The 24,945-nt window shown below is 60.1% G+C and carries 21 protein-coding genes; 9 read left to right on the top strand and 12 right to left on the bottom strand.

Going from position 1 to position 24,945, the window contains the following annotated elements; translation table 11 throughout:
* The first annotated feature begins 3 nt into the window (after positions 1–3).
* The 3 genes from WDZ78_RS00420 (at position 4) to uxuA (ending at position 3,751) form a co-directional block, all read left to right on the top strand.
* Positions 4–1,410, top strand: coding sequence for a TRAP transporter large permease (locus WDZ78_RS00420; RefSeq protein ID WP_112951234.1), 1,407 nt, complete (start codon positions 4–6; stop codon positions 1,408–1,410).
* 69 nt (positions 1,411–1,479) lie between these two features.
* Positions 1,480–2,526, top strand: coding sequence for an L-idonate 5-dehydrogenase (locus WDZ78_RS00425; protein ID WP_425672009.1), 1,047 nt, complete (start codon positions 1,480–1,482; stop codon positions 2,524–2,526).
* Between the two features lie 16 nt (positions 2,527–2,542).
* Positions 2,543–3,751, top strand: a complete 1,209-nt coding sequence (gene uxuA, locus WDZ78_RS00430; protein ID WP_020011809.1) for a mannonate dehydratase — start codon at positions 2,543–2,545, stop codon at positions 3,749–3,751.
* Between the two features lie 27 nt (positions 3,752–3,778).
* Here the strand turns inward: uxuA and WDZ78_RS00435 are convergent, their stop codons facing one another.
* Complete coding sequence (locus WDZ78_RS00435) at positions 3,779–4,132, bottom strand: hypothetical protein (RefSeq protein WP_060724974.1); 354 nt, start codon at positions 4,130–4,132, stop codon at positions 3,779–3,781.
* Positions 4,133–4,376: 244 nt separating this feature from the next.
* Here WDZ78_RS00435 and WDZ78_RS00440 point away from each other — a divergent pair, with 244 nt between their 5' ends.
* Both WDZ78_RS00440 and aztD read left to right on the top strand, forming a co-directional pair.
* Positions 4,377–5,888, top strand: coding sequence for an aldehyde dehydrogenase (NADP(+)) (locus WDZ78_RS00440; RefSeq protein ID WP_020011811.1), 1,512 nt, complete (start codon positions 4,377–4,379; stop codon positions 5,886–5,888).
* 302 nt (positions 5,889–6,190) lie between these two features.
* The gene (gene aztD, locus WDZ78_RS00445) at positions 6,191–7,441 is read left to right on the top strand and encodes a zinc metallochaperone AztD (RefSeq protein WP_425672010.1); all 1,251 of its coding nucleotides are present in this window, start codon (positions 6,191–6,193) and stop codon (positions 7,439–7,441) included.
* A gap of 67 nt (positions 7,442–7,508) precedes the next feature.
* Here the strand turns inward: aztD and WDZ78_RS00450 are convergent, their stop codons facing one another.
* Genes WDZ78_RS00450 through WDZ78_RS00465 form a run of 4 tightly spaced genes read right to left on the bottom strand, consistent with a single transcriptional unit; the run spans position 7,509 to position 12,363 of the window.
* On the bottom strand, positions 7,509–8,507 hold the full coding sequence (locus WDZ78_RS00450) for a TRAP transporter substrate-binding protein (protein ID WP_425672011.1): 999 nt from the start codon (positions 8,505–8,507) through the stop codon (positions 7,509–7,511).
* A gap of 16 nt (positions 8,508–8,523) precedes the next feature.
* The gene (locus WDZ78_RS00455) at positions 8,524–10,356 is read right to left on the bottom strand and encodes a TRAP transporter large permease subunit (protein WP_425672012.1); all 1,833 of its coding nucleotides are present in this window, start codon (positions 10,354–10,356) and stop codon (positions 8,524–8,526) included.
* A gap of 31 nt (positions 10,357–10,387) precedes the next feature.
* Positions 10,388–11,515, bottom strand: a complete 1,128-nt coding sequence (locus WDZ78_RS00460; RefSeq protein WP_020011816.1) for an LLM class flavin-dependent oxidoreductase — start codon at positions 11,513–11,515, stop codon at positions 10,388–10,390.
* On the bottom strand, positions 11,512–12,363 hold the full coding sequence (locus WDZ78_RS00465) for an ABC transporter substrate-binding protein (protein ID WP_425672013.1): 852 nt from the start codon (positions 12,361–12,363) through the stop codon (positions 11,512–11,514). The genes WDZ78_RS00460 and WDZ78_RS00465 overlap by 4 nt, the downstream gene beginning before the upstream one ends.
* Before the next feature lie 211 nt (positions 12,364–12,574).
* Here WDZ78_RS00465 and WDZ78_RS00470 point away from each other — a divergent pair, with 211 nt between their 5' ends.
* Entirely contained in the window at positions 12,575–12,940 is a 366-nt protein-coding gene (locus tag WDZ78_RS00470; RefSeq protein ID WP_003500789.1) for an ArsR/SmtB family transcription factor, read from the top strand.
* A gap of 1 nt (position 12,941) precedes the next feature.
* Positions 12,942–13,571: a glutathione S-transferase family protein gene (locus WDZ78_RS00475; protein WP_425672014.1), complete on the top strand. Its 630-nt coding sequence runs from the start codon at positions 12,942–12,944 to the stop codon at positions 13,569–13,571.
* 6 nt (positions 13,572–13,577) lie between these two features.
* Here WDZ78_RS00475 and WDZ78_RS00480 read toward each other — a convergent pair whose 3' ends face one another.
* Both WDZ78_RS00480 and WDZ78_RS00485 read right to left on the bottom strand, forming a co-directional pair.
* A complete protein-coding gene (locus WDZ78_RS00480; RefSeq protein WP_425672384.1) occupies positions 13,578–15,413 on the bottom strand; it encodes a dipeptide ABC transporter ATP-binding protein in 1,836 nt (611 codons plus the stop codon).
* Between the two features lie 199 nt (positions 15,414–15,612).
* Positions 15,613–16,809, bottom strand: coding sequence for an aminotransferase class V-fold PLP-dependent enzyme (locus WDZ78_RS00485; protein WP_425672015.1), 1,197 nt, complete (start codon positions 16,807–16,809; stop codon positions 15,613–15,615).
* A 113-nt stretch (positions 16,810–16,922) separates the two neighbouring features.
* Between WDZ78_RS00485 and WDZ78_RS00490 the strand changes: the two genes are divergently transcribed.
* Positions 16,923–17,735, top strand: coding sequence for an IclR family transcriptional regulator (locus WDZ78_RS00490; RefSeq protein ID WP_425672385.1), 813 nt, complete (start codon positions 16,923–16,925; stop codon positions 17,733–17,735).
* 6 nt (positions 17,736–17,741) lie between these two features.
* On the opposite strand, the gene WDZ78_RS00495 is transcribed toward WDZ78_RS00490, so the two are convergent.
* From WDZ78_RS00495 to WDZ78_RS00515, 5 genes are all read right to left on the bottom strand, one after another.
* On the bottom strand, positions 17,742–18,236 hold the full coding sequence (locus tag WDZ78_RS00495; protein ID WP_020011822.1) for a RidA family protein: 495 nt from the start codon (positions 18,234–18,236) through the stop codon (positions 17,742–17,744).
* An 84-nt stretch (positions 18,237–18,320) separates the two neighbouring features.
* Positions 18,321–19,544, bottom strand: coding sequence for an amidohydrolase/deacetylase family metallohydrolase (locus WDZ78_RS00500; protein ID WP_425672016.1), 1,224 nt, complete (start codon positions 19,542–19,544; stop codon positions 18,321–18,323).
* Between the two features lies 1 nt (position 19,545).
* The gene (locus WDZ78_RS00505) at positions 19,546–20,421 is read right to left on the bottom strand and encodes an ABC transporter permease (protein WP_020011824.1); all 876 of its coding nucleotides are present in this window, start codon (positions 20,419–20,421) and stop codon (positions 19,546–19,548) included.
* Positions 20,421–21,362 (bottom strand): ABC transporter permease, encoded by a 942-nt coding sequence (locus WDZ78_RS00510; RefSeq protein WP_035243569.1) that lies wholly within the window; start codon positions 21,360–21,362, stop codon positions 20,421–20,423. Before WDZ78_RS00510 ends, WDZ78_RS00505 begins: the two co-directional genes overlap by 1 nt.
* A gap of 331 nt (positions 21,363–21,693) precedes the next feature.
* The gene (locus WDZ78_RS00515) at positions 21,694–23,220 is read right to left on the bottom strand and encodes an ABC transporter substrate-binding protein (protein WP_425672017.1); all 1,527 of its coding nucleotides are present in this window, start codon (positions 23,218–23,220) and stop codon (positions 21,694–21,696) included.
* A gap of 503 nt (positions 23,221–23,723) precedes the next feature.
* On the opposite strand from WDZ78_RS00515, the gene WDZ78_RS00520 reads away from it, so the two are divergent.
* Positions 23,724–24,848 carry a glycosyltransferase family 4 protein gene (locus WDZ78_RS00520; RefSeq protein WP_020011827.1) on the top strand — a complete coding sequence of 375 codons (1,125 nt, stop codon included), beginning with the start codon at positions 23,724–23,726 and terminating at the stop codon, positions 24,846–24,848.
* Positions 24,849–24,945 lie beyond the last annotated feature (97 nt).

Raw genomic sequence — 24,945 nt, forward strand, 5'->3', positions numbered from 1 at the left:
CAGATGCTGCTTCTTATCGGCTCATTTCTTCTGCTGATGCTGATCGGCCTGCCGGTCGCCATTTCCATGGCCTCGGCCTCGCTGCTCTACATCGTGTTCTACAATGTCGCGCCTGATATCATAGCGGCGCAGCGCCTGATTGCAGGCGTCGAGAGCTTCCCGCTTCTGGCCGTTCCCTTCTTCATTCTAGCCGGTAATCTCATGAACACGGCAGGGGTGACGGGACGTATCTACTCGTTCGCCGTCGCGCTCGTCGGCTGGATGAAGGGCGGTCTGGCACAGGTCAACATCATCGGCTCGGTGATCTTTTCCGGCATGTCCGGCACGGCGCTGGCCGATGCGGCGGGCATCGGCACCATCGAAATCAAGGCCATGAAGGATCACGGTTATCCGGTCGAGGCGGCCGTCGGCGTCACCGCCGCTTCCGCGACGCTCGGGCCGATCTTCCCACCATCGCTGCCCTTCGTCATTTACGGCATGATGGCGAATGTCTCCATCGGCGCGCTGTTCATGGCCGGCATCATTCCGGGTGTCGTCATGACGCTGCTGATGATGATCACGGTTGCGGTCTTCGCCTATATCAAGGGCTGGGGCTCCGATACGCCCTTCAGCCTCAGAACCATCTTTGGTGCATCAATAGAAGTCTTCGTGGTGATGATGGTGCCGCTCGGCATCTATGTCCTCACAGCATTTGGCCTGTCGCTGAACCTGTCGATCCTGATCGTGCTGGTCATCCTGCTCGCCTGCGACTGGTATTTCGACTTCTCCGCCGTGATGGCGCTGATGACGCCGGTGATCCTGATCGGCGGCATGACCATGGGCTGGTTCACACCGACGGAAGCAGCCGTCGCGGCCGTGCTCTGGTCGCTGTTCCTCGGGCTCGTGCGTTACCGCACGATGACCTTCAAGACGCTGGCGAAATCGACCTTCGATACGATCGAGACCACCGCTTCGGTGCTCTTCATCGTCGCGGCGGCCTCGGTCTTTGCCTGGCTTCTGACCGTCAGCCAGGCGGCGCAGCTTCTCTCTGCGGCGATCCTGACGATCACCGACAGCAAGTGGATATTCCTCGTGCTGGTCAACCTCTTGATGTTGTTCGTCGGCTGCTTCCTAGACACGATTGCGGCCATCACCATCCTCGTGCCGATCCTGCTGCCGCTGGTGCTGCAGTTCCATATCGATCCGGTACATTTCGGCCTTATCATCACGCTCAACCTGATGATCGGTCTGCTGCATCCGCCGCTCGGCATGGTGCTGTTCGTGCTCTCGCGCGTGGCGAAACTCTCCGTCGAACGCACCACCATGGCCATCCTGCCATGGCTGGTGCCGTTGTTCATCGCATTGCTGCTGATCACCTTCGTCCCGGCCATCACGCTGTGGCTGCCGACCGAAATGGGCCTGATTCGCTGACGAACCCCCTGCCCGCGCGGTTCGCCGCGCGGGTTCATTCATTCCATACACAGACATGAGGGCATCGTCATGCAGACACGCGTGGCACGTCTATACGGCCAGAAGGACATTCGCGTCGAAACGCAGGACCTCGTCGAGCCAGGGCCGGGCGAAGTGCTGCTCGCCATGGCGGCGGGCGGCATATGCGGCTCCGATCTCCATTATTACCAGGATGGCGGCTTTGGCCCGGTCCGGGTGCGTGAACCGATCATCTGCGGGCATGAGGCATCCGGCCATGTACGGGCGATGGGGGAAGGCGTCAGCGGGCTCGCGATCGGCCAGCTCGTCGCCGTCAATCCCTCGCAGCCCTGCGGCCATTGCCATTTTTGCCTGAAGGGTCAGCCGATCCACTGCCTTGAAATGCGCTTCATGGGCAGCGCCATGCGCCTGCCGCACGAACAGGGCATGTTCCGCGACCGGCTCGTAGTTCCGGCAAAACAATGTGCAACATTTTCAGACGCAACCTCGCCGGCCGAAGCTGCCTGCACCGAGCCGCTCGCCGTCTGCCTGCATGCCGCAGCCCAGGCCGGCGATCTCGCTGGCGCGAAGGTGCTGGTGACCGGGGCCGGGCCGATCGGGCTCTTGACCATCGCTGCGGCCCGCCATTCGGGTGCAAGCATCATTGTTGCGACCGATCTGACCGATGCGGCGCTGGAACGTGCGCCAGCCATGGGTGCGGACCGCACGATCAATGTCGCGAAGGATGCCGAGGCGCTTTTGCCCTATCAGGACAATAAGGGTTATTTCGACGTTATTTTCGATTGCTCCGCCGCTGGCCCCGCGCTCCGCAGCGCCTTCGCCTGCGTGCGTCCGCGCGGCACCATCGTGCAAGTGGGCGTGACCGGCGATATTACCATTCCGCTCAATGCGCTGGTGGGCAAGGAAATCCTATGGCGCGGCTCGCAACGCTTCCACGATGAATTCGCCATCGCCGCGGGGCTCATCTCCACCCGCAAGATCGATGTGCGGCCAATCATTTCCCACAGTTTTCCGCTTGGCGAGGCGAAAGCCGCATTCGAACAGGCCGGAGACCGATCCGCCGCCTGCAAGGTGCAACTGACATTTTCCGCAGAATGATATTTGAGGATTTAAGATGAGACATACATGGCGCTGGTTCGGCCCGGTCGACAAGGTCACGGTTCAGGATGCGGCTCAGGCGGGGGCGGAAGGCATTGTCAGTGCGCTGCACCACATCGCCACCGGCGATGTCTGGCCGGTGGACGAGATCGCCAAGCGGCATGAGGCCATCAAGGCCGGCGGTCTTTATTGGGACGTGGTGGAAAGCGTGCCCGTTTCCGAGGATATCAAGACCCAGACCGGCGATTGGAAAACCCACATATCCAACTGGCAGGAGACGCTGCGCCGCCTTTCCGCCTCCGGCATCCGCACTGTCTGCTACAATTTCATGCCCGTGCTGGACTGGACCCGCACCGACCTGCGCTGGGAAACCAGACACGGCGCGAAGGCGATGCGCTTCGATCTTACCGATTTCGCCGCCTTCGACATTCACATCCTGAAGCGCCCGGACGCAACGGCCGATTATCCGGACTGGCTGGAGGAAGAGGCAGCAAAACGCTTCACTGAGATGCCGGATACAAAAATCGCAGCGCTCGGGCGTAATATCGGCGCGGGTCTGCCGGGCTCGGCGGATGGTTATACGCTTGCCCAGCTTCTGGAAAAGCTGCGCTCCTATCACGGCATTAACCGCGAAAGGCTAAAGCAGAACCTCATCGACTTTCTCTCCGAGGTGACGCCCGTTGCCGAAGAAGTCGGTATCAACATCTGCGCCCATGGCGATGATCCGCCGTGGCCGCTGCTCGGCCTGCCGCGTATCCTCTCCACCGAGGCCGACTATGCCCATATGCTCTCAAAGGTCGATAGCCGCGCCAATGGCGTGACGCTCTGCACCGGCTCTCTCGGCGCGCGGGCGGATAACGACCTGCCCTTCATCGCCAGCCGTTTTGCCGACCGCATCCATTTCGTGCATCTGCGCAACGTGACGCGCGACACGGACACCGTGCCCTGCTCCTTCTTCGAAGACGAACATCTGGAAGGCGGAACCGACATGGTCGCCGTCATCGCCGCACTCGTCACCGAAGAGGCGCGCCGCCGGTCGGAGGGCCGAGAAGACCACACCATTCCAATGCGCCCTGACCACGGCCAGGAAATTCTCGACGACCTGACGCGCGGCGCGCAACCCGGTTATCCCGCCATTGGCCGGCTGAAGGGGCTGGCGGAACTGCGCGGCATCGAGCGCACGCTGTCGCACAGCCGTTTCGGTCTTGCGAACGGCAAAGGCTGAACAGGAGAATTGACCGCGGACGGCCCATCAGCCTGCGGTCAACCGCGCCCGGAAAAAGAGATAGGAGAAGGTTGCAAGTCCACCGGCAACTGCTCCGGCGGCTTTCACGGCGGCATCCGTCAGCTGCGGATGACGTGTCGGAGACAGAAATTGCAGCGCCTCGATGCCGAAAGCCGCGACAACGCCCGCCATAATGATCGCCAGCCAATAACGCGGATAGGCGAGCACGAAGGCGGCAGAGCAGAAAGCGAAGGCGGCAGCGCGGTCTATGCCAACCGTCGTCAGCGTATGCGGCCGAAATCCGATCGGGCAGATTGTAACGATCACGATCAGCAGCAGAACCGACCAGGCGACATATTTCGGAAGTCTATTTGTCATCATGGCGTCACAATAAAGCGCCGTGTGCGTAAACGGAAGCGGGTCTTTTTCACGCCTCGCCCAATTAATCACACTTTTCGGTCAGATAGTTGAAAAACCGGCTTTCGCTCAAGCCCCACACGGGCTAAGGCAGAAGGCAACCGGGCGAGGATCGCGGCTGATGGCGTTTGCGCTGTCGCTTTTCGGTCTGGCGTCACGGTGTCGGGTGGATTTTCCACACAGGATCAGATTTTCAGGGAAGAGCACAATGAGTTTCAAGCCGCACGGCAAACATCTGGTTGCAGGAGAATGGGTCGCAACGGAAGCAAAATTCCGCAGCGAGCCTGCACATGGCGAAGCTTTCGATTTTTCGGTCGGCACCGTCGATCTGGTGAACAAGGCCGCAGAAGCAGCCGAAGAAGCCTTCTGGAGCTACGGTTATACCACCCGCGAAGAGCGCGCCGCATTCCTCGACACCATCGCCGATGAGATCGAAGCCCGCGCCGACGCCATCACCGAAATCGGCTCGTCCGAAACCGGCCTGCCCGCAGGACGCCTGCAGGGCGAACGCGGCCGCACCGTTGGCCAGCTGCGCCTTTTCGCTTCGCATATCCGTAAGGGCGATTATCTCGACCGTCGCCATGACGAAGCGCTGCCGGATCGCCAGCCGCTGCCGCGCCCGGATATCCGCCTCATGCAGCGCCCGATCGGCCCCGTTGCGGTCTTCGGCGCCTCCAACTTCCCGCTCGCTTTCTCCACCGCCGGTGGTGATACCGCAGCGGCTCTGGCGGCCGGCTGCCCGGTGGTCGTCAAGGGCCACTCCGCCCATCCCGGCACCGGCGAAATCGTTGCCGAAGCCGTTCTCGCCGCCGTCAAGAAGCACAATCTGCATCCCGGCGTCTTCTCGCTGATCCAGGGCGGCCGCCGCGATGTCGGCTCCGCGCTCGTCCAGCATCCGCGCATCAAGGCAGTCGGCTTCACCGGTTCGCTCGCCGGCGGCCGCGCGCTGTTCGACCTCTGCGCCCAGCGCCCCGAGCCGATCCCTTTCTTCGGCGAACTCGGTTCGGTCAACCCGATGTTCCTGCTGCCGGAAGCCGTTTCCGCTCGCGGTGAAGCCATCGCCAAGGGCTGGGCGGGTTCGCTCACCATGGGTGCCGGCCAGTTCTGCACCAATCCGGGCATTGCCGTCGTTCTTGCCTCGCAGGCAGACACGGTCGCGGAAACCGCGCGTGCTGCTCTTTCCGAAGTCGGCCCGCAGGTCATGCTGACCGATGGCATCGCTTCGGCCTATCGTGATGGCCGCGACCGCATCGCTGCCGGCAACGGCGTGCGCGACGTGTTGACCACCTCCTGCAACCTGCGCAATGCAACACCTTATCTCTACCGTGTTGCCGGCAAGGACTGGGTTGCCAACCATGCACTCGCAGAAGAAGTCTTTGGACCGCTCGGCCTGATCGTCACGGTCGAAAGCACGGAAGAAATGATCGAAGTCGCCAAGAGCTTCGAAGGCCAGCTGACGGCAACCCTGCATCTGGATGCCGGCGACGCCGAACTCGGCCGCAAGCTGCTGCCGATCCTGGAACGCAAGGCGGGCCGCGTTCTCGCCAACGGCTTCCCGACCGGCGTTGAAGTCTCCGAAGCCATGGTTCACGGCGGCCCCTACCCGGCGTCGACGAACTTCGGCGCAACTTCGGTCGGCACCATGTCGATCCGCCGCTTCATGCGCCCGGTTTCTTATCAGAACATTCCTTCGGACGTTCTGCCGGAAGACATTCGCTAATCACTGAAAGGCAGGCGCGGCAATGCGCCTGCCTTCAGCGCCGGAACCTCCGCTTCCGTCATCCCCGGGTGAAGCCCGAGGATGACGTCGCGTTTGCGGCCTTTCACGGAAGCCCCGACGCTTCAACGCTTCACCGATATACACTTTCCAGATTTTCAGCAGCACGGCGTCCACGTCGGTTGACATGGACCCTGTGCATAATGCTAATACGTCTTTCGTAACGTAATAACATTACAATCATTCTCAAAGACCCGCTATCGGTTCGAACCCGCAAGAGGATGACAACGTCTGGAAGGAACACCATGAGATTTTCCCTTCATCACCATTTCGGCATGAGCGCACTCGCCACATGCCTTGCACTTGCCACGCCGCTCATTCCAGGCATGGCGCTGGCAGAAGAAAGCAGTGACAGCATCAAGGAATGGCGGCTATTCGTCGCCGATCACAGCCAGCCGGTGGTGCGCGCAATCGATTTCGAAACCGGCAAGGAACTTGGGCGCTATGATCTCAAAGGCTATGCGGCGCTGACCGCCAGCGCCTCCGGCATGACGGTTTTCGCGACGCAATCGGATGCCGACATGGTGCATGTAATCAAGACCGGCATCGTTTTTTCCGATCACGGTGAGCATCGCGATCTGAATGTGGAGGATGCCGCGCTTCTGCCCGTCACCTTCGAAGGCAAGCGCCCTTTCCACGTCGTGCCGCATGATGACCATGCGATCCTCTTTTATGACCGTGGCGGCAAGGCTGAGATAATCGACGAGGGAGCATTGCTTGACGGCAAGGCCAAGGTCCGCACCGTCGACACGACTGCACCGCATCATGGTGTGGCGGTGACGATGGGGCGTTACGTTCTGGTTTCCGTGCCGAATACCGAGGTCGAAACAAAACCCGATGCGCTGCCGCCACGCATAGGGCTGCGCGTTCTCGACAGGGAGGGCAAGCAGGTTGGCGAACAGGCGGCATGCACCGATCTGCATGGCGAGGCGACATCCGCACGGCTTGTCGCCTTCGGCTGCAAGGAAGGCATTCTCGTTGCCCGCCCGGGCGGCACCGATGGTCCGAAGCTTGAAATGCTGACCTATCCCGAGGATTTCCCGAAAGCCTATACCGGCACACTGCTTGGCGACAAATCCATGCAGTTCTTCCTCGGCAATTACGGTGAGGACAAGGTCGTCCTGATCGATCCTGATAGCAAGGACGCCTTCCGTCTGGTGGAGCTGCCGACCCGGCGCGTGGATTTCATCCTCGATCCCGCCAATCCGCGCAACGCCCATATTCTGACGGAAGACGGTGACCTGCATGTGCTTGATGTGCTGGAAGGCGCGATTACCCGCAAGGCAAAGGTCACCCAGCCCTACAGCAAGGACGGCCATTGGCGTGATCCGCGCCCGCGTCTGGCCGTTGCCGATGGGCAGGTCGCGATCTCCGATCCGCGCCATTCACTCATCCGCGTGGTGGATGCGGAAAGCCTGAAGGAAACCCGCACGCTTGCGGTGGAAGGCCAGCCCTATTCTATCGTCGCCGTCGGCGGTTCAGGCGCTTCGCACTGATCTTGCGCAACAAAAACCCCGTGCGCCGATCGACGCGCGGGGTTCTCCAATTTGGAAGTGCTGATCCTCAGGCGGACTGGATCGCCTCGATCCTGTCGATACCGCCGACGACACCGGCGAAATCCTGCCAGACGCCCTGAGCACCCTTGCGCCATTCATCCAGCGCTTCCGGCTGCAGCACCTTGCCGCCCTTGGAGAGCGCAAGCTCTACGGACTTCGTCTCGTCTTCAACGATCAGCTGGTTGAAATATTGCGCGCCTTCGCTGGAGGCTTCCGAAAGAACTTTCTTTTCCTCATCATCCAGCTGGTTCCAGAAGGTCGCGCCATAATAGACGACGCCCGAGGCCCAGATATGGCCGGTCTCGGTCATATAAGGCACGACCTCATAAAGCTTGAAGCCGGCATAGGCGGATTTGGTAAGGTCCATGGCGTCAGCCACGCCGGTCGCCAGCGCATTATAGGTTTCGGTAATTGGAATACCGACCGGCGTGGTGCCGAAGGCGCTCCACAGCTTGGTGTGCAGCGGGCTCTGGATGACGCGGATTTTCTTGCCTTCGAGCTCAGCCGGCTTGGTCACCGGTTCCTTGGTCAGAAGATGACGCGCGCCGTAATTGATGAAATCCACGGCGACGAATTGCTGCGCGCCGAGCTTCGTCTTCAAGTCGTTGCCAGTCTCGCCCGTCACCACCTTGCGCACATGGGCGGCATCGCGGAACAGGAAGGGCAGGTCGAGGATCTGCAGTTCCGGAACCCAGCCGGAAAGCGAGGAAACCGTGGAGAGGCTCGCCTGAACCGATCCCAGACGGATGTTTTCCGCCACTTCTTTTTCGCCACCGAGCGCGCCGCTCTTGACGATGTTGAAGCGGAAACGGCCGGGCAGTTTCGCCTCCACCAGCTCGCTGATCTTCACCCAGATCTTCGTTTCCGGCTTGTCGTCGGCAAAAAGAGACGCAACGGTGAGGCTGCGGGTTTTGGCATTTGCGGTGCGAACGAAGGCCGGTGCGGCAAGCGTCGCCGCGCCAATGGCGGAGAATTTGAGGAGATTGCGCCGATCGATAATAGTCATGAATAAAACCCCGGATTTAGAAGAAAATCGCCCAGACGCACAAAATGGCGAGGGAAACGAGAAGGGAGACGAGATAGGGAACAACAGCCCGAAAAAGCGCCGTCGCCGGAATGCGCGTGACGCCGCTGACCACGAAGATCAGCATGCCGAGCGGCGGCGTCAGGCCGTGGATCATCAGATTGACCACAAGGATGACGCCGAAATGGATCGGATCGATGCCGGCCGCCACGGCGGCGGGCAGCAGGATTGGCCCGAACAGCAGGATGGCAGCACCGATATCCAGCACCAGACCGACCGCGAGCAGGATGAGGTTAGAGAGCAGAAGCACCGCGATCTTGCTGCCGCCGAGCAACGTCACGAAGTCAGTGACGAGGCCGGAGACATTGTCGACCGCCAGCAGGAAGGCGAAGGGACCCGCCGTGCCGATCAGCAGGCCGATGGCCGCCGCCTCACCCGCCGATTGCCGGAAGGTCACGAAAATGCGCCCAGCGCCCAGCCGGTAACCGAAGCCGAGAAGCAGCGTGTAGAGCGCCGCAAGTGCTGCCGCCTCCGTGGTGGTGACAATGCCGATGCGGATGCCGACCACCACGATGACGCCGAGGCCAAAGGCGGGTATGGCGGCGATGGCGGAGCGCCAGCGCTCAACTCCCGTAGCGCGCGGCAGGGTATCGACGCTGCGCACGCTCAAATGAATCGCCACCGCAAGGCAGATCGCCATCAGCCCGCCGGCAAAGAAGCCGCCGACCAGCAGCGAGCCGACCGAAAGATTGGTGGCTGTGGCAAGGATCAAAAAAGCGATGGAGGGCGGGATGACGTTGTCGAGCACCGAGGTGGCGGCAATGATCGCACCCGCCTGCGCCGGTGGATAGCCGTGCTTGACGAGCTCCGGCTGGAAGGTGGAAGCGCCGAAGGCGGCGTTGGCGACAGAGGAACCTGAGGCGCCGGAAAACAGCACGCTGGTCAACAGCGTCGTCTGCGCCAGCCCCGCCCGCCTGTGGCCGACCATGGAGGCGGCAAACCGAACCAGCTGGTTGGCGACGCCCGATTCCGTCAGCAGGCTTCCGGCGAGCAGGAAGAAGGGGATGGCGAGCAGCAGGAATTTCGACATGCCGGTCACGGTCGAGGACACGATGGCCGGCTCGGGCAAGGTGCTGCCGAAGGCGATCGCCACGTACGCCGCAGCGAGGAAGGCATGGGCAAGCGGTGCCGCCAGCACCAGCCCCAACGCCGCCGTCAGCGCCAGAAACAGGCTTGGCGGCAGTGTCGTATCGACGAAAACTTCCGGCAGGCCGACATAGGCCACGATGGCGATGGCTAGAGACGCGAGAACGGCAAGCGCCTTGCCTTCACTGACACGCTGAAGCGCGAGATAGAGAAGGATCAGCGCGCCGCCAGCGCCGAGAAAGCCGAAGCGTACCCATTCCGGCAAGCCGAGCGTCGGAGAGGTGCCGCCCAGCATTGCCGCGATTTCAACCCCGCCGAAGGCGAGGATGAGCGCCGCGACGAAGGAAAATGCATCCGCCAGAACTTCGGTCGCGGCGTGAAAACGCTCAGGCAGAAACCGCACGAAAACATCGAGGCGCATGGCGAGCGCGGTTTTGAGACTGAGCGGCGCGCCGACCGCGATCATCGCCACATGCAGCCAGATGCCGAGGTCTTCCGCGCCGATAAAGCCGGTGTGAAACAGATAACGCAGGGTGACATTGACCAGCACCACCACGAGAAGCGTGGCAAGGATTGCGGCGGCGACAGCACCGAGCGCCTTGTCCAGCACGGCAAGCACCCGCTCGGCTACGCGTTGGGGGCCGATGCGCCGTTGTGCAATTGTTGTTGCCGGACTTGCCGTCATGTCTTTTTTCTCCACTCCCGGAAGGCCATGCTTACGATGCCTTTGCCGAGAGGTCGCGGTCGAACAAGGTCGACCATGTGAATTGTTTCGCCGACGAGACTTCCCGCGATACATCAAGACGCGGAAGAACCTTTTCCCCGAAGCGGAATGCTTCTTCCAGCAATGGCATGCCGGACAGAATAAAGGTATTCACGCCCGCCTTTTTATAGGCCTCCAGCGTGCGGATGACGGTATCGGGCGAGCCGACAATCGCGGTGCCCGGTCCCGGCCGGACAAGACCGATACCGGCCCAGAGATTGGGCGCGATTTCGAGATCGCGCAGGTTCTCCGGCTTCTGCCCGCCATGCATCGCCGTCATGCGCTGCTGGCCGACGGAATCCGTCTTGCCGACGAAACGCTGGTTGGCGGCAATGGCGCGCTCATCCATACGCCCGTAGAGATCGGCTGCGGCGGCCCATGCCTCTTCATCGGTATCGCGGACGATGACATAAAGCCGAATACCGTATTCCAGCTCGCGGCCGAGTTTCTCCGCCCGCGCCTTGACGAGATCGACCTTCGCACCGATCTGGTCTGGCGTTTCGCCCCAGGAAAGATAGGTCTCGACATGTTTGGCCGCAACGTCGATGGCCTTGTCCGAAGAGCCGCCGAACCATAGCGGTGGCGGCTCTATGCCCTGCCCCACCGGCAGCGCCAACTTTGCGCCTTCGGTCTGGAAATGCCGCCCCTTGAAATCGACCGTCTCCCCGGCAAAAAGACGGTGCCAGATCTGCAGATATTCATCCGCCATATCGTAACGTTCGTCATGCGGCATGGTCATGCCGTAAGCGCCGAGCATCTTCGCATCGCCCGAGACGACATTGATCAGCAGACGTCCGCGCGAAAACTCCTGAAGCGTCGCCGCCATCTTGGCGAGCAGCGTCGGCGCGACAAGGCCAGGATGAATGGCGACCAGAAACTTCAGCCGCTCGGTATAGGAAAGCAGCGCGCCTGCCAGAACCCAGACGTCATGCGCACCGGTGGCAAACAACGCACCGGTGTAACCAAGCTGGTCATAGGCAAGCGCCAGCTGCTTGTAATAACCGAGATCGACCTTGCGGGATCCTTCCGGTTGCCAGGGATAAGCGCCATCGGGCGCGCACATGTACCAGAAAACATTCATCTGTCGTCTCCCGCGCTGGCTGATTGCCCCGTCAGAACCGGTAAAGAGAAATGGCCGTGCCTGTAAAGCGTATCGGCCTCCTCCTGCTGTTCGGCAAGGATATTCTCAGTGGCGGGCACCACCGAAAGATCGCGCGAGCGCAGCACCTTTGCCCATGACTGCGCGTCGCCTTCGCTGCCCGGCTCGGCGGCAAGAAGGGCTGCGGCCCTGTCTATATCCGCCATGACGGCCCGGCCGACACGGTCCAGTTCGGCGGCAATCGCCTCGCGTCTTTCCAGTGCTACAGTGTGACGCGCAAGCGTCCAGAACAGCGAGCGGTTGGGAATGGTGGAGCCGCAACGGACCAGAAGGCTGATCTCTTCATGGGTCAGGGCTTTTTCGAGCCGTGGCGACATCGTCACCCAGGCATCGACGCGGCCTTCCACGAGGTCGCGCAGGCTGTCGCTGTCGCCGCTTTCGATGCGGGTCACATCCGCAAGACCAAGCCCGGCCCCTTCCAGACTGCGCGCCAGAAGATAGGTATGAAAAGACCCGTCGATCAGCGATATGCGTTTTCCGGCAAGATTGGCCGCAGAGCGGATCGGGCTATCCCGCCGCACGAGGATCGCGCCGTTTGCTGGCCTCGGCGCAGAGGCCGCGATATAGGCTGCAGAAAGCCCGCGCGCATCCGCCTCAATGGGCGGCGTCGAACCTGTGCCGCCGAAATGAATGTCGCCTTTTTCCAGAAGCGCTGCCGTATCGCGCCCTTCGCGATAGGGCACAAATTCCGGATCGAATTCATCAAAGGCGCCGGGCCAGAGCCGGGCGAGCCGCAAATGCAGATTGTTGGGATGGACCCCGATTTTCATGTCGACACCTCATTTCGCAATCAATCTACTTTTTTATAGAATGTTTTCGAGGAACGTTTTGGCTATCCTTGTCCGGAAAGCGAAAGAGAAATCTACTAATCCTGTAGATTTTAAAAAATGCTTGATCTGGTCAAACAGGAATTAATCAAGCCATTGAAATTTATCGCGATACAATTTACTTTTTTATAGTTTGAAAAATGGGCCTGTAGTCGTGACGAAACCGGTTTCCAATCTCATCTGCCGCAGCGTGGTGGAGGCGAGCGAGCTTTTGAAGCTTGTCGCCAATGCCAATCGCCTGGCCATCGTCTGTTATCTCATGGAAACGGAAGCCTCCGTTTCAGCACTTGAATATGAGCTCGGCATCCAGCAACCGACGCTTTCCCAGCAGCTTGCCGAATTGCGTGACGCCGGTGTCATCGAAGGCTCGCGGGAAGGCAAACAGGTGATCTACCGTGTCACCGATCCGCGCATCGTCCAGCTGGTTCTGACATTACGAGGTCTTTATACGGATCTTTCCGACGTGACCGGCAAGAAAGGCAGGCGGGCTTTGCCGTTAGACGAGGCGATGTTCGATTAGCATGATCGACCTCTATACTTGGATCACCCCCAACGGCCTGAAAATCTCGATTGCGCTGGAAGAACTCGGCCTGCCCTATGTCAGCCACGCCATCGACATCGAAAAAGGCGAGCAATTCTCAGCCGATTATACCCGCATCAATCCCGGCTCTAAAATCCCCGCGATCGTTGATCGCGATAACGGCACCATCCTGACGGAATCGAATGCGATCCTGATCTATCTCGCCGAAAAGGCCGGGCGGCTTCTGCCAGCCTCCACGGCTGCGCGACTGACCGTCACCGAATGGCTGATGTGGCAGGCCGCGAACTTTGGCCCCACACTCGGTTACGCCCATTATTTCCTGACCTATAATGCCGGACAGGCGCCCTTTGCCGAGACGCGTTTCGCCTCGGATGTGGAGCGCCTCTACCGCACATTGAACGAGCGACTGACGGGCCGGGAATTCATCGCCAGTGACTTTTCCATAGCCGATATCGCCATCTGGCCATGGGTCTCGCGTTTCGCGCGTCACAAAATCGACCTCGAAGATTTTCCGGCAGTACAACAATGGTATCGCCAGCTCGGACGGCGCGAAACATTTCAGCGTGGTTACCGCGTGCCTTTCGCGACGTCCGACGTACCGGGTCTTTAACCTGCTTTAGCAGGCGACAAGGTGGCCGGGCGAGACCTCGCGGTACTCACGCGGTTTCACCACGTAATCGACCGCGCGGATCGGGCTTTTCAGCTCGTCATTCGCGGCATTTCGCCGGGTATTTCTGCGGTCCGGGTCTGGCACCGGCACGGCGGCCATCAGCTTGCGGGTGTAATCATGCTGCGGATTGTCAAACACCGCCGCACGTGGGCCGATTTCAACGATTTCGCCGAGATACATCACCGCTACCCGGTGGCTGACTCGCTCCACCACCGCCATGTCATGGCTGATGAACAGGAAGGCGAGATCGAGGCTTTGCTGCAGATCCAGCATCAGGTTGATAACCTGCGCCTTGATCGAAACATCAAGCGCCGAAACGCTCTCATCGGCGACAATAACCTTCGGCTGAAGCGCAAGCGCGCGGGCGATGCAGATGCGCTGGCGCTGGCCGCCCGAGAACTCGTGGGGGTAACGCGCCGCCATATCGGGCGAGAGACCGACCTTTTTCAGCATGTCGGCCACCACGTCCTTCGCCTCGCGGGCGCTTCCCATGCGGTGCTCCAGAAAGGGTTCGGCAATCGCCGCTCCCACCGTCATGCGTGGATTGAGCGAGGCGAAGGGGTCCTGAAAGATCATCTGCACCGTCTTGCGCATCTCGCGCATGCCTGATTTGTCGAGAGCGAGAATATTCTCGCCATTGACCACCACCGAACCGGCATCCGGCTCGATCAGCCGCATGATCGCACGTCCCGTTGTCGATTTTCCGCAACCGCTTTCGCCGACCAAGGACAATGTTTCGCCGGCTCGCAGATCAAAGGACACATTTTCCACCGCATGCACGCGGCCGCTGAGCCGTCCCAAAAGGCCGGAGTGAATGTCGAAGCGCTTGGTCAGCCCTTCCACTTTCAGCACCGGCTGGGCGCTCGCATCGACGGTATCGCCCGGGCGCGCCGGCTGCTGCGTTTGCCCCGTGGTGGTGTTGACGATGGGAAACCGGAGCGGTCTTTCCTCACCCGTCATGGAACCCAGAACCGGAACGGCGGACAAAAGCGCCCGGGTGTAGGGATGTTTGCCGCGATGGAAAATATCGGCCGTCGCGCCGACTTCCACCTGCTCGCCGCGATACATGACGACGGTACGGTCGGCGATCTCAGCCACCACGCCCATATCATGGGTGATGAACAGAACCGACGTGCCCTCCTCTTCCTGCAGCGTCTTGATGAGGTCGAGAATCTGGCCCTGAATGGTGACGTCGAGCGCCGTTGTCGGCTCATCGGCAATCAGCAGTTTCGGCCGCGAGGCAAGCGCCATGGCGATCATCACGCGCTGGCGCATGCCGCCGGAAAAGCGATGCGGATACTCGTCGAAACGCGATGCGGCTGAGGGAATACGGACCTTTTCCAAGAGACGGATCGTCTCTGCCCGCGCCTCGGCTTTCGACATGGGCTGATGGCACAGCAAGGCTTCGGAAATCTGGTCACCGATGGTGAACAGCGGATTGAGGCTGGTCATCGGCTCCTGAAAGATCATGGCGACATCGTTGCCGCGCACCTGCCGCATGGCATCTTCGGAAAGGGACAGCAGGTTCCGTCCGCCGAGCAGGATTTCGCCCTGAACCCTGCTGCTGTCACGATCCAGCAGCCGCATGATGGAGAGCGAGGTGACGCTTTTGCCCGATCCGCTTTCACCAACGATCGCGACCGTCTCGCCCGGCCCGACATCGAAGGAAATATCACGCACAACGGGTTTCCAGCCGCCATCCACGTGAAAGGACGTGGTGAGATTGCGGACGGAAAGCACCGGCTCATTGGCACCAAGGGGTGCGGCCTGCGGCATGGTCATGATCGTTCCCTTCTTTTCTTCTCGTTTGAACTGCTTCAAATTTCTTCTCCCCGCCGGGGAGAAGGTGGCCCGAAGGGTCGGATGAGGGGGCAAGCTCTCCGAATATCGCTGACGTCGCCCCCTCATCCCGCTGCCGCGACCTTCTCCCCCTCGGGGAGAAGAAACTCGCGGCATCCGCTCGTTCCATATGCAGTCGTTACTAGTCCGGCCAGCGCAGCATGCCGTCGAAGCGGTGGCGGCTGCGGTCGTCGAACGGAGTTGCAATCACCTCGTTGGAGGCGCGCGCCTTGTCCAGTTCCTCCGCCAGACGCGACGCCACGATGGTTTCCTGGCCGGGGTGAAGGTTGCAGGGGTCGAGATAGAAATAGCGATGCTCCACCTCGTGGTCGCGGGTGATGATCGGAGGATTGCCCCTGGCCAACGCCGTCGTCAGGTCCCAGGCGGTGATATGCGCTTCCTCGGCATTGATGATAACGCGCAGCCTGTCGAGCGGGTTATTGGTCGGATCAGGCTCGATCAGCGCTGTCACGCCGGGGCGGCCATCCAGCGTTTCCTTCCAGAGATTGAGATAGCCGGTCTCACGCTCACGGATGCCGGCATGGTCGCGCTTTTCCCAGGCTTCCAGCGCCGCCATGACGCCGTAGATGCTCTCCTTGCCGACCTTCATGCCGCGGCCGATGCCCATATTCTGCAGGAAGGCGTTGCGCACCAACTCCTTTTTGCCGGCCACGATGCCGGAGGTGGGGCCGCCGAGGAACTTGTGGCCGGAATAGAGCACGACATCCGCACCCGTCGCCAGAAACAGCTTCAGATCATATTCGGAAGCGGCATCGACGATGACAGGCACACCCTTGGCATGGGCGATCTCGACAAATTCGGAAAGATGCAGCAGGCCGTAATCGACCACATGGTGCGAGATGACATAAACCGCCGCCGCCGTCTTGTCGGTGATTGCGTTTTCCATGTGAAAACGGTGAGTGGACGTCGCCTGCCCGACCAGCACCACCTTGCCGCCGCCAAGCCGGATCGCCTGGTCCACCGGTGCGCCATAGCTCACCACATGCCCCATCTGCACCAGAACCTCGTTCTTTTCCGGCGTCACATCGGGCAGCTTTTCGATGGCCAGAAGATTGTTGCCGGTGATCGCACCCGCCACCGCAAGGCTGATGCCGGAGGAGCAGGAGGCCGTGATGAAACCGGCCTCACCGCCCGTCAGCCTTGCGATCACCGCGCTTGCCTTGCGCTGCAGATCGTTGATCTCGACAAATTGCGGCAGGATCGCCGCCATGGCTTCAACCGCTTCCGGAACGACGATGGAAGCGCCGAGCGATGTCATGGTGCCCGAGACGTTGATGACCGGGCGAAGGCCGATCCTGCTTCTGATATCCTCGGTCATGTCTTTCTCCTGTCTTTGCGATGCGATGGGCATCGACATATATGCCATAATAATGTAATAGCTTCTCAAAATTCATGAGGAGCCGGAAATTGGACGCCCACAGACTGGACGAAATGCCTTCAACCGCCCCGTCCGACGCAGCGGAAAACCCGGACGCGAAGGGGGCCAAGCGCTCGCGCGTCAGCGGCATCGACCGCGCTCTTCAGGTGATTGATTATCTCTACGAAACCGGATCGCCGGCCGGCGCTTACGCGATTGCCAAGGCAGTCAGGGCGCCGCTTTCCACGGTCTATGTGATCATCGACGATCTCGTAGAAAAGAACATGCTGGCCCGCAATGCCGATGGCAACATCTGGCTCGGGGCGCGGCTTTACCATTACGGCCTTGCTTATGCCCGCTCGCTGGATTTCATGGGTGTCGCCACGCATGAAATGCATGATCTTTGCCGCCACGCCGGCGAAACCGTGCAGCTTTGCGGTCGTGACGGCGACCATATGCTTGTGCTGGCCATGGCCGATGGGCCGAGCCATTTTCAGGTTGCCTCGCGCGTCGGCACCCGTGTTCCCTTGAACTGGACCGCGTCCGGCCGCCTGCTGGTCGGCCACCTGCCGGAAGCGGAGCGTCTCGAACTTTTCCGGCGCTGCGCCCGCTCTTCGCCGACCGGTCGCGCGGAGATCAATCCGGAAACACTGTCGCAATCGGCGGCGACCGCCTTCCATGACCGGTTGTCGATACAGGTTGCCGAATCCGATTACGCCGTGGCCTGCATTGCCTCGCCGATCTGCGATAACAGAGGCGAATGCGTTGCGACGATTTCCATCGTTCTGCCGGAGCAGAAGGTTCTTGCGGACGAGAACCACTACACCGAACAGGTCAGGGTCTCGGCGGAGCGGATCGAAAAGCTGATGGGCTGGCGCAACCATTAAATAGCCTCACCCCTTGAGCGCGACGATCGCTTCGATCTCGACGGTGATATTGCCCGGCAATGAGCCGAAACCCACGGCGGAACGGGCATGCTGCCCGGCATCGCCGAACACGTCGATGAAGAGATCGGAGCAGCCGTTGATGACGCTCGGATGATCGCGGAAATCGCTGACGGCATTGACCATGCCCAGCAGTTTCACCACCTTCTTCACCCGCGACAGATCCCCCAGCGCCTCGTGCATGACGGCAAGCAGATTGATGCCGGTGAGGCGCGCATGGTTATAGGCCTCTTCCAGCCCGATTTCCGCGCCCACCTTGCCGGCGTAAAGATGGCCGTTTTCCTCCCTCGGGCCCTGCCCTGAAAGGTAAAGCATGTTGCCTTCCACCACATGGGTGACGAAATTGGCAATCGGCGGCGGCGGCGGCGGCAGGGAGATGCCGAGCGCGGCAAGCCGGTCATAGGGCGAAAGATGCCCTTCGGCATCAAGCGAAGACTGTTTCACGCGAATTCCTCATAATGCCGGGACGGGTATGCCGTCGTGTCTGCGGAAGGCGAAAGGCAATGCCCTCCGCCATTCCAGTCGGGGTCAGCGCCAGGAATAACCATGGCTGTGGCGCACCAGCTTGCGCGCCCTTGGAATATAACGGCTGGCGGCGATCGCTTCCGCGCCGATGACCGCGTAACGCGGCTCGAACAGGCGCTTCAGACGCGACACGTCACCATTGGAATCCGTCGCTTCCAGATCGGCATCGACAAGATCGAAAACCGTGAAATCGGCGCGCTGGCCGACATCGAGGCGGTTTTCCATGTCGAGGCGGATGATGGAGGCGGGATTGCGGGTGACGGCCTCGACCACATTTTCGAAGGGCATATCGACCGAAAGCAGCTTCGACATGGTCGTCGCCAGATCCCAGACGGGGAAATTCATCGAATGGCCGTGCAAATCCGTGGAGATCGAGAAGGGCAAAAGGCCGCGCGCAATCGCCGCTTCCGCTACCTTGAAGGAGAAGGAAGCGCCGCCATGGCCGATATCCAGCCGGATGCCTTCCCCCGCGCAGCGTTCCGCAAGGTTGAACAGGTCCTCATCTTCCATGATGCTGGAGCCCGACTTGCCGTTGAAGCAATGGGTCACGACATCGCCGGGGCCGAGAATTTCCAGCACCTCATCGTAAAGTGCCGGCGGTTCACCCACATGCACCATCATCGGCACTTTCAGGATCTTGGCGATCTTCTTGCCGAGCTTGACCGGCGTAACACCCCAGGAGCCGGTGATGACATGGCTCGCCCGCACCTTGAGGCCAACGATATGTTCGCTGTTTTCGGCGTAGCACTCAAGAATGCGGTCGAGGTCGATATCCTTGATGTCGCGCAGTTCCGGCACCCGGTTGCACGCGACAAGCCCGATGGAGCCGAGATTGAGGAAAGCTTTGATGCGTTCCTTCGAGGGCTCGATGATATATTCGCGGAAACCGTGGAAATTCGCTTCTCCCGCCGAACCGGCATCCACCAGGGTGGTGACGCCGCGCTCGGCCCCGCATTCGGATGGACGGATGGAGATATCGGTGCCGCCATGCCAGATATGCACATGCAGATCGACCCAGCCGGGCGAGATGAATGCGCCCTTGGCATCGATGCGCTGCGCATCCGCGGGCGCCTGAAGGGCTGGCCCAACCGCCGCGATCTTGCCGTCGCCGCCGATCAGAATATCGGTCGAGGCCTGTGGCGCACCCTTTCCGAAGCCGACGGGTTTCACATTGGAGAGAAGAATGGGAGCTTGAAGAGGCGTTTTCGCCTGTTCACCGGACGTCATATTACAAATCCCTTCGCAGTCTTGGGTCGAGCATGTCCCGCAGCCCATCGCCGACCATTTGCAGCGAGAGCACGGAAAGAATGATGGCAAAGCCGGGGAAATAGGTCATCCAGTCCGCCTGGCCGATATATTGGCGGCCGGCGGAGATCATGGTCCCCCAGGTCGGAATTTCGGGGCTGACACCAAGCCCCAGAAACGACAGGCCGGCCTCGGCCAGCATGGCGCTGGCGAAAAGGAAGGTGCATTGCACGAGGATCGGCGAGATCAGATTGCGCAGCACATGCCGCGTCATGATGTGGAAGGTGGAAATGCCCAGCGCCTTGGCCGCCTCCACATAGGGCAATTCGCGGATCACCAGCGTCGAGGCGCGCACGATGCGGGCAAGGCGCGGCGAATAAACGACCGAGAGCGCGATGATGACAGTCGTCAGCGACGGGCCGAGAGCGGCCACCAGCGCGATGGCCAGCAGAATATCCGGAAACGCCATCATGGCATCGATCAACCGCGCGATCGGCGTATCCAGCTTCTGGAAGAAACCGGCAAGCAGGCCGAGCGTGATGCCGATCAACGCCGAGAGCGCCACCACGGCGGCCCCCACCAGAAGCGATAGCCTTCCGGCAAAGATGGTGCGGGAAAAGACGTCACGGCCGAATTCGTCGGTGCCGAACCAGTAGAGTTCGCTCGGCGGTTTCAGGCGGTTCACGATCGACAGTTTCGACGGTGAATAAGGCGCGATCATCGGTGCGAAAACGGCGAGCAACACGAAGACGAGCAGCACGATCAGACCGGCGGCGACCGTCTTGCGCTTCAAAAGACGCCGAATGAACAGGATGGTTGGGTTGCGCGCCGGCTGGGCGGTGGAGGTGATATCGGCCATCAGTAACGAACCCTCGGATCGACCAGCAGGTAGAGCATGTCGATGGCAAAATTGATGAGCACGTAAAGCCCGGCGATGACGAGAAGCGCGCCCTGAATGACCGGATAATCGCGTCTCAACACGGCTGACACGACGAGATTGCCGATGCCGGGCAGGCCGAAGACGGTTTCCGTCACCACCGCGCCGGAAATAAGCACGGCGGCGGTGAGACCAAGTACGGTCAGGATGGGAATGAGCGCATTCTTCAGCGCATGCTTCATCACCACCCGGCGCTCCTTGACGCCCTTGGCTCTGGCAGTGCGGACGTAGTCGTCACCGAGAACATCCAGCATCGAGGCGCGGGTGAAACGCAGAATGAGGGCCGAGGAAACGAGACCGAGCGCGATTGCCGGCAAGGTCAGGTGATACATGCGCTCGAGGAAGCTTGCGCCCGGACCGCCATAACCCGACACCGGGAACATATCGAGCCGGACGGCGAAGAACTGCATGAGGATGAGGCCGAGCCAGAAGCTTGGAATACTCGCCGCCAGCATCGCTATGGTGGTCGCCGCCTGATCCACGAAGGAACCGCGCCGGTAAGCGGCATAGATGCCTATGGGAAGCGCGATGGCACTGGCAATCAGCAGCGAAAAGATCGTCAGGAAGAAGGTCGGTTCCGCACGGTCCAGAAGTGCTGCGCCAACCGGCATGTTGAGAAAGATCGACTGGCCGAGATCGCCCTTCAGCAATTGCCCGATATAATAGACATATTGCACGCCAAGCGATTGATCGAGACCGAGCCGGGTGCGCAGCTCCGTTATGTCCTGCGCCGAGGCATCCGGACCCAGCATCACCGCAGCCGGATCTCCGGGCGTGACGCGCAGGATGACGAAAACGATGGTGACGACGAGGAACATCACCACGATCATTCCGGCAAGTCTCTGGAAAATATACCGTATCACGTATGTATGCTCCAAAGCGCGTGATGGGCCGCTATCAGGCGACGGTTGAATAGAGTTGTCGATGAGCGCCGGCAATTCCGGCACTCACGGTCGTAAGATCGAACGTCTCTTCCCACGTCCGCTTTATACTCCACCTTCATTCCTGTGCTCGTCACAGGAATCTAGCCAGCCCAAGTCCTTGGGCTGGAAGGACTCCTCTCGCCGTGCAGACGCGCGTCGGCTGGATTCCTGTGACAAGCACAGGAATGAGGGGTGAGACGCGGCAAGGACAGGAGGTCCGTGGCGACAGAGTGCCGGATGCAGTACCCGGCACCCGATTGCCAAACCGGCCTTACTTCGTAACCGAGGCATTCCAGAAATAGGGCCACGGAGCCGGATCGACGCCTTCCAGCTTGTTGGACTTGGCCGCTACGGCGTTGAAGTCACCGATCTTGAGGAGCGGCAGCTCGGCATAGATCGTCTTCTGCACATTGGCCCAGAGCGCGATGCGTTTGTCCGGATCGGCCTCCGAGGTGAAGGCGTCAACCGCCGCCTTGCGCGCCGGCGTGTCCCACCAGCCCGGCGAACTGGTGGACAGCGCGCCCATCAGCGCCGGTTCCGGCAGGAAGGGGCTGTGGCTGATATAGATGTCCCAGAGCTTCGGGTCGGCGCGGCGCTGCGTCAGCGTCGCCCAGTCCACCACCTGCATATCCACCTTGAAGCCGGCAAGCTTCAGATATTCCGCGGCGACCTGCGCCATCTTGTAGTGGAATTCATATTGGCGGCTGGTGAGGATGCGCAGCGGCTCACCATTATAACCGGCCGCTTTGAGCTTTTCAGCAGCGGCTTCCGGGTTGCCGACATTGTAATTGCCCTCGACGCCGTCTTCCGTGTGCCAGGAGAAATTGTCGGGATAATAGGCGCCGTCAAGCGCGTAAAAATCCTTGCTGCCGAAAGCGGCTGCCAGCATGTCTTCCATGTTCAGCGCCTCGGTTACCGCCTTGCGCACCTCAAGCTTGGAAGACAGTCCCTCCTTGGTGTTGAACACGAAGACCGGGAAACCGAAAGGTTTCAGCATCAGCGGCTGCGACGCCGACGAGGACTTCACCTTGTCGAAGGATTCGACCGGAATGGAATCGACATAATCATACTGGCCGGAAACAGCGGCCTCGACACGGGTATTCGGATCAGGCACCGGAACGAAGCGAATTTCATCCAGATATTGATGGCGTGCGCCGCCATAACCGTCGCTTTCGCCATCACGGGACTTGTAGCCGTCGAAACGGACGAGCTGAATATACTGGTCGGCCTTGCGCTCCTTCAGCATGTAGGGACCGGTGCCGATGAATTCCGCCATGGGCTCCGCCTGCTTTTCAGCGGGCAAGATGATCGCCGCCGAATTGTTGAAGGCAAGCAGCGAGGTCAGCGGCGCATAGGGCTGCTTGAGGGTAATCGTCACCGTCGCCGCATTCGGTGCGGAGATATTCTCGATGAAGCCGGCTGCCTGCTTGCCGCGCGAGGCGATCTTCATCCAGCGGCCAAGCGAGGCGACGACATCTTCAGACGTCATGTCGCTGCCATCATGGAACTTGATGCCCTGCCGCAGCTTGATCGTGTAGGTTTTACCATCAGCACTGATCTCGGGCAGGCTTTCCGCCAGAAGCGGGGTCACCTTCCAGCCCTTGTCAAAGGTATAGAGCGTTTCGAAAATATGCTGCGTGACGATGCCGACGAGATCGGCGGTAGACGCCATGGGATCAAGTGTCGGCGGCTCACCGATCGTCGCGACATTGATGACGCCGCCCTTCTCCGCGGCCATCATTACGTTAGGTGCCAACAGCAAAGCGGCAGTGGCGAGAAATGCAAGTTTACGTCTCATGGTCAAGCTCCCAGCTCTTATGTGTTCCATTATTATGTTATATGCATCTTTATAACAGAATATCTCGATACGTCGCCGTGTCAATGACAATGCGGCATGGCGATGACTTTCCGTGATCGGCGAAACGGGAGGCAGGTTTGCGCGGGAGGCGGCAACAGGTTGTAAGGTGATGGAAAAATGGGGATTTTACCCAAAATGCAGCGCACCAAAAAATCCAACTCTTCCAGCTGGGACGGCGGGAATGACGGCAGGCGTTAGGCTGTAAAGGAAGAAAGGGAATTAAGAAGGTTGGATATTTCGCATTTGCGAACAAAGTGCTATTAAAGATCGGACCAACATCAGATCACCACATACATACCAGCACATTCTTATTAGTCGTTACGCTATTCATCACCGCCAGCCGTATTTTTAAAGGCTGCAGACAGACCTGATATTCTACACCGCCGAACTTTACTCCAAGGCGGAACATTCATTTTTATTACGTTGAAATTATTGGGGAAATTATGAAGACGGCAATCGTGCATGACTGGCTCACCGACAGAGGTGGCGCCGAAAAAGTGCTTCACAACCTTCTTGAAATTTATCCTCACGCGGACCTCTATTGCCTCGTCGATTTCATGAGCGAGCGGGACCGGGGGTTTCTCGGCGGGCGTCCCGTCAACACCTCCTTCCTCCAGAAACTGCCCTTCGCCCGAAAAAAATACCGCTCCTATCTGCCGCTGATGCCGCTCGCCATCGAACAGTTCGATCTGAGCGGCTATGATCTGGTGATTTCCTCGAGCTACGCGGTCGCCAAGGGCGTCATCACCGGGCCGGGCCAGTTTCACGTCTCCTATATCCATAGCCCCATCCGCTACGCCTGGGACCTGCAGCACCAATATCTCAAGGAAACCAGATTGACGCGCGGCTTCGCCTCATGGATCGCGCGCGCCGTTCTTCACTATATCCGCATGTGGGACATCCGCACCGCCAACGGCGTCGACCTGATGACGGTCAACTCCAAATTCATCCGCAACCGGGTGCGCAAGTGTTATGGCCGCGATTCCACCGTGATCTATCCGCCGGTGGATACGTCCCATCTTTCCCCGTCCGACCTCAAGGGTGACTATTTCGTCACGGCGTCGCGGCTGGTGCCCTACAAGAAAGTGCACCTTATCGTGGAAGCCTTTGCAAAGATGCCGGACAAACGTCTGGTCGTCATCGGCGACGGACCGGATATGAAACGTATCCGCGAAATCGCCACGCCGAACGTCGAAATCCTCGGTTTCGTCGGCAATGAGGAGCTTCACAAATATATGGCCGAGGCCAAGGCCTTTGTCTTTGCGGCAGAAGATGATTTTGGCATCGTGCCCGTCGAATCCCAGGCGCTCGGCACACCGGTCATCGCCTATGGCAAGGGTGGCGTGCTGGAAACCGTCGTTCCTCTCGGCGCCTCCAACCATCCGACCGGCCTTTATTTCGGTGAGCAGACACCGGAAGCGATCTGCGCCGCCGTACAGGAGTTCGTCGACAATTCCGATCGCTTCGACAAGAACGCCTGCATCAACAATGCCGCGCGCTTCTCGCGCGAGCGTTTCCTGCGGGAATTTGCGGATACCGTGAATTTCGCGCTGGCTGAGCGGGCATAACGAGCTAATAAAAACATTTATAAAACAATTGATTAGAACTCAATTGAATCAACCGCAAAAGAAACCGCGCAAGCGTGACAAAACTGCACTAGCGCAA

This window comes from Agrobacterium sp. M50-1 (assembly GCF_049843495.1).
Classification (GTDB): domain Bacteria; phylum Pseudomonadota; class Alphaproteobacteria; order Rhizobiales; family Rhizobiaceae; genus Agrobacterium; species Agrobacterium radiobacter.